Below are 6,020 nucleotides of genomic sequence, written 5' to 3' on the forward strand. Positions count from 1 at the left end.
TCGTCGAAGTACTCCTGCCAGAATTCCTCTTTCCAAACCTCAGGAATATTCCCTTGAGCCGCATCGTTTACGTCGGTGTAGCTGGGTGTTCGCAGGTCGAGCGGGATGTTAAACTTAATCCCACGTTCCAACAGATACGGCTTTTGGTCTTTGTTCTCGAGCCACTCGGGATGCTTAGTGCGCAAAGCCTCGGCCACGTCCAGGCCGCCGTACATTGCCCCTACGGGGTCATTGGCCAGTACCCAAACTTTGTCGCCCTTCCTGCGGATAGCGTAGCTCTGGTCGCCGTCCCACTTTGGCTTGGGTAGTTGATTGTCCGAACACAATTTATTGACACGCGCAGCGTCGGCGATGAGTTCAATTTGATAACTACCTAAATGCGGCTTTATTTCTTGCGCGGCGAAAGCTAGTTTCGGATCGTTCTTGGGAAAAGTTTCGATTTTCTGCGCGAAAGTACTGGCAAAAATCAAGCAGGAGAACAATAGTACGGCAAGATTTCTCATTTGGGCAAAGTTTGTTTTGCATAAAGAGCGATTTGCCCGCAAAACTTACTTACTCAATGACTTCCCGTTACATTCTTATGGTTCCTGAATGAGCTTTTTTTTATCACCGCTTCTGAAACAACCGTTGCCAGAAGGAAGCGCCATCCGGCAGGAAACAAGCGTTAGGTGACCTTGGAGGGCGGCGGAAAAGTCCCGCCGAAAGTCCCGCGTATAGATTGAAAGTTTTGGGCTTTCCTACATTGAGTAGTCCCAGCAGATGGTCGGTACCAAACCACAGTGGCCCCACGCGCCCGGCCAGCCCCACGCCAAAAGACCCGTAGCGATTCATAACGGAAACCGGTACCGACACTTCGTACCAGCGGTGTTCGTAGCGGGGCGTTACGGCCAACACCGACTCGCCCTTCATGCCGAAGGCTCCGGCTCCCACCAGATTTTGTACATACAGGGTATTGACGTAAACATTCGGCTGCACCTGGTAATCAAGGCTGGCCTGTAAGGACGTGGGAAGTACCGAACGAAAAGAGGTAGTTGGCGAGCTGGTATCCGTATCGAGCGATTTGCTCACGGCGTCGAAAAAGCCTTCGGTTCCAGCGAGTTTCTGAAAATTCTCGAAGCGAAACGTCCGATTGGCGGCTGTCTTGTCAAACTGTTTGACGTAAGCGGGATTCTTAAAACGTACACTCCCGATGTCGGTTAGAGCCAGCGACACGCGGTAGAGGTACTTGTTGACACTGCCATCACGCTTACGGACGCCCCGGTCGGTGTAGGAATGGCGGCTGACGTTTGGACGGTACTCATAGACTATCCCCGCATCGAAGCCCCAGCCGCTTCCGGCGGGCGCATTGCCCAGCAGCCAGTTGGGAGTGAAGTTGAAATCTTGAAAAGCCCCGTCTGTGGTATATCCATACCGGGTATCAATCGTCGGCAGATCGATCAGTTCCTTTTTGTTCTGGTAGTTTTCGTCGGGGTATACGCCGAATGTCCCATCGTTGACGATGATATGAGCATTGTAAAGACCGATCAGACGCTTGGCTGTTACGCCGACTTTAAAGAAATCCGTTTCGTTATCCAGCAGAGCGCCGCCGAGCGTCAAGGCTACTTCACCAACACCGTTGAGATGCAGTTGGCCGGTCTGGTTTTCAAACAATTGCTTTTGAATATCTTCCCCCTTGCCGCGCCCCCGCAAGGCCCGCGCCAGCGGCTCGGTGACCTGGGTCATATTACCAATGACTCGGACTCGGGAGGTGGCGGCAACGCCAAAGCGGCCATCGAACAGCGAGACCATCACCGACGGCAGCCGACCTTCGATGCCCAGATTCATGTGTTTAGGACGACCGTTAAGCTTCTGTTCCAAATCCAACCGCGGTAAAACGATCGCCCCCCGCTCGTTACGGTATTTGTCAGGAACACTATTGGTCATCAGCGACAGAAACGAGTAGGGTACGTTGTACTTGATGTGGTTATTGGCCACGTACAACTGCGCGCCAACAAAATTGACGTGGACGCTGTAGCGAGAGTCGGCGACAAAAGCCGGGTTATGGTAGAGAGCTTGCGTGCCGGCGTAGTTTCCCATCGCCACACCAGGCATATGTTGGGCACGAGGTTTGGAAAACGAAAGGGCGGCAAGCGATAAGAAGAGAAGAGAGTACCTGCGGATCATGGTTGGGGGTAAACGAAGGCGGCTGGCGATTAGCGTGGAAATGGGCTTAAATATCGCAATAAAAGGCTAAAATTTTCAATTATTTGGTAAAGCCGATCGTCTGCCATAAATTGTTCGGTAGTAAGTACCCAACCACCCGACCATATTCGAAATCGCATGAATTTCTCCTTTGCCAATTATAATTCCGAAGCTTTTTTTGACGAAATGTTCATGCCCGAAGGCCAAATCCGGTCCGGCTACGAGCATCTGAAAACTAAATTCGAAAACCTCACCAGTCAGGATTTACTCAATCGCCAGCAAACCGCCGAGCGCTCGATGCTCTCGATGGGCATCACCTTCAACGTCTATTCGGAAGGCGAAGGCACCGAGCGCACCATGCCCATTGACATCATTCCCCGCGTAATAACCGGGCTGGAATGGGTGGAGGTGGAGCGAGGCCTCAAGCAGCGCATCAAGGCGCTGAATATGTTTATCCACGACGTCTATAACGACCAAAATATCCTGAACGATAATGTGGTGCCCCGCGACCTGATCGAGTCCAGCAAGTGCTATTTGGAAGCTTGCCGAGGCATTACGCCGCCCAAAGGAATCTGGTGCCACATTACTGGCACCGACCTGATTCGAGGTGACGACGGCAAGTTCATGGTTTTGGAAGACAACCTCCGCTGTCCATCGGGCGTGTCTTATATGCTGGAAAATCGGGAACTCTCCAAACAGCTTTTCCCCGACGTACTGGCCCGTACGGGTGTACGACCCGTGTCGGACTACGCCACCAGGCTGCACCACATGCTGCAGCACCTCAGTGAACGGCCCAACCCCAACGTGGTGGTACTTACGCCGGGCATTTACAATTCAGCCTACTTTGAGCATTCGTACCTGGCCCAGCAAATGGGCTTGGAGTTGGTGGACGCCCGCGACCTGGTCGTGGCGGACGGCTTCGTTAAGATGCGCACTACCAAGGGCTTCGAAATCGTTGACGTCATCTACCGTCGCCTCGATGATACTTTCCTCGACCCGAAAGTGTTCAATCCCGATTCCTTATTGGGCGTTCCGGGTATTTTTGAAGTGTTCAAACAAGGCCGCGTCGCTCTGGCCAATGCCCCCGGCACGGGTGTGGCCGATGACAAAGTGATCTACGCCTATGTGCCGCGGATCATTAAGTACTACCTCGACGAAGAAGCCATCATCCCGAATGTACAAACCTACATCTGCCGCGAGCAGGAGGATTTCGATTACGTAATGGAAAATATAGAGCACCTCGTCGTAAAAGAAGCTAACGAGGCAGGTGGCTACGGAATGCTCATTGGCCCGAAGGCCACGCCCGAAGAACACGAGGAATTCCGGCTGAAGATCCGCGACAACCCGCGTAATTACATCGCGCAGCCAACCATCTCGCTCTCGCGTGTGCCCTGCATGATGCAGGATCACGCCGAAGGGCGGCACGTGGATTTGCGGCCTTACATTCTGTACGGTGAGGACATCCACGTCATGCCCGGCGGGCTGACGCGTGTGGCTTTGCGCAAGGGATCATTGGTAGTTAACTCCTCGCAGGGCGGGGGGGGGAAGGATACGTGGGTACTTTATTGAGTGGAGACGGGTCGCCACGAGGCGTTGATAGTTAATAATTGAGAGTTATGAGATTTACCTTATTTTGCCTTTTTGCGCTTTTCCACTTCGGTAACTTTGGTCAAAATAAGTCCCAAAGTACCCGCACGGAAGCTACACCGCCCAACATCATTTTCATTATTGGTGATGACATCTCGGCCGAAGACATCGGTTGCTACGGGAATGCGAGAATCCGCACGCCCAACATTGACCGTATGGCGAAGGATGGAATCAAGTTCACTAATTTCTACCTGACGGCCAGTTCGTGCAGTCCCAGCCGGACGAGCATTCTGACGGGCCGCTACCCGCACAACACCGGGGCGGCGGAACTGCACACCGCTCTGCCCGCGCATCTGGAATATTTCCCTGAGTTGATGAAGAAAAGTGGCTACTACACGGCTCATTCTGGTAAGTTTCACGAAGGGCCCAATACACGCCGGGCCTATGACTTAATGATAAACGACCGAAAGGAGGTGGGCGAGGGCGGTGAGGAAGCGTGGGTCGGTATCCTGCAAAATCGCCCGAAAAATCAACCTTTCTTCTTCTGGTTCGCGGCTTTCGACGCGCATCGTCCCTGGTCGGCGGTGGATAGCTTCCCACAACCGCACGATCCTGATAAGAACGTTACCATTCCTCCGACCCTGCTGGACACGCCTGATACGCGCACTGATCTGGCCTCGTACTACAACGAGATTGGCCGCATCGACCGCTACCTCGGTGAGTTGCAGCAAGAACTGGAACGGCAGGGCATCGCCGATAACACGATCATCATATTTATGGCCGACAATGGTCGCCCGTTCTCCGGCAGCAAGACGCGGGTGTACGACACCGGAATGCGGACACCCTTCGTCATGAAATGGCCAAATGGAATTGGGAAGCCGGGAGCCGTTAGCGAAAGTATGGTCAGCAGTATCGACATTGCCCCCACGTTGCTGGAAGCTGCCAACGTCGGGCCATCGAAAACTACCCAAGGAGTGTCTTTTTTTGATTTACTTAAAAACCCTAAGAAGAAATTCCGAAACTACGTTTTCTCGGAACACAACTGGCACGACTTCGAGGCCTACGAACGCGCTGTGCGGACGAAAGACTTTTTGTATATCCGCAACGAGCGGTCCGATCTGCCGAACCAGGGGCCACTCGACGCCATCAATAGTTCTTCGGCTCGGGACTTGGTAGTGGCCAGGAAAAACGGCGACCTGACCCCTATTCAGGAGGATATTTTCCGTAGTCCGCGCCCCGAAGAGGAGTTTTTCGACGTTAGGAGAGATTTTATTCAGGCTAAAAACCTGATCGATGCCCCCGCCTACGCCACAGAAGTAGAAAAGCTGCGAAAAGTGCTTAGTCAATGGCAGACCGAAACGGGTGACACCGTTCCCGACAAACTTACACCCGACTGGTACCACCGCGAAACGGGAAAGCCGCTGGTCACCCAAGAGCAGAAGCTACGGGGTGAAATGCCTGGCGCAGCGAAGGAGGCGGCCCGGATCGAAGCGAAAGGACCATTTTGAATGATGAATTATGAATTATGAGATACTTTTGAGTCGGCGAGCGGTTTTAGCCGTCGCTTTATTTTGTGGTAGTTTTTGCTTTGCAGAAGCGCAAACTACCGACCAGCACCAGCGGTTGGCCCCCGCTGCGGCGGACCGACCCAACATCCTTTGGATTGTGAGTGAGGATAACAGTCCGTTGATAGGGGCCTATGGAGATAAGTTCGCTACTACGCCGAATATTGACAAGTTGGCTACTCAGGGGGTACTTTATACCAATGCCTTTGCTACGGCCCCCGTGTGCGCCCCTTCGCGCTCTACCTTGATTACAGGAATGTACCCGCCTTCGATCGGTACGGAGAATATGCGCAGTGATTACGCGATTCCGGGTTTTGTCAAGTTTTATCCGAAGTACCTTCGGGAGGCGGGGTACTATACCTCGAATAATGTTAAGAAGGACTACAACGTAGCTGAGGATCAGGAGAACGCCTGGGATGAATCGAGTGGTAAGGCTACTTACGAAAATCGCAAGCCGGGGCAGCCCTTCTTTGCCATTTTCAATACAACCATTTCTCATGAAAGCTGCATTCACAATTCCATTCCAACCGCTGAACTCCGGCACCGCCCCGACAAGGTGACATTGCCTCCTTATCACCCCGATACCCCCGAAATGCGACACGATTGGGCGCAGTACTACGATAAGGTCGAGGATATGGATACGTTCGTCGGTAAAGTACTGGCCGACTTGGAAAAATCCGGCGAGGC

At 53.0% G+C, this 6,020-nt stretch carries 4 protein-coding genes and 1 pseudogene; 3 read left to right on the forward strand and 2 right to left on the reverse strand.

Features of this window, described 5'->3' with window-relative positions:
• Positions 1-503: pseudogene (locus ACEW8P_RS05575) on the reverse strand (hypothetical protein); the annotation flags it as partial.
• A 103-nt stretch (positions 504-606) separates the two neighbouring features.
• Complete coding sequence (locus ACEW8P_RS05580) at positions 607-2,163, reverse strand: DUF5723 family protein (RefSeq protein ID WP_373512118.1); 1,557 nt, start codon at positions 2,161-2,163, stop codon at positions 607-609.
• Between the two features lie 156 nt (positions 2,164-2,319).
• On the opposite strand from ACEW8P_RS05580, the gene ACEW8P_RS05585 reads away from it, so the two are divergent.
• From ACEW8P_RS05585 to ACEW8P_RS05595, 3 genes are all read left to right on the forward strand, one after another.
• Entirely contained in the window at positions 2,320-3,750 is a 1,431-nt protein-coding gene (locus ACEW8P_RS05585; protein ID WP_373512119.1) for a circularly permuted type 2 ATP-grasp protein, read from the forward strand.
• 47 nt (positions 3,751-3,797) lie between these two features.
• Positions 3,798-5,276, forward strand: a complete 1,479-nt coding sequence (locus tag ACEW8P_RS05590) for a sulfatase (protein WP_373512120.1) — start codon at positions 3,798-3,800, stop codon at positions 5,274-5,276.
• A gap of 10 nt (positions 5,277-5,286) precedes the next feature.
• Positions 5,287-6,020: sulfatase-like hydrolase/transferase (locus tag ACEW8P_RS05595; RefSeq protein WP_373512121.1), on the forward strand; the 734-nt coding region annotated here is incomplete at its 3' end.

The organism is Persicitalea sp., from assembly GCF_041751555.1.
GTDB lineage: Bacteria > Bacteroidota > Bacteroidia > Cytophagales > Spirosomataceae > Persicitalea.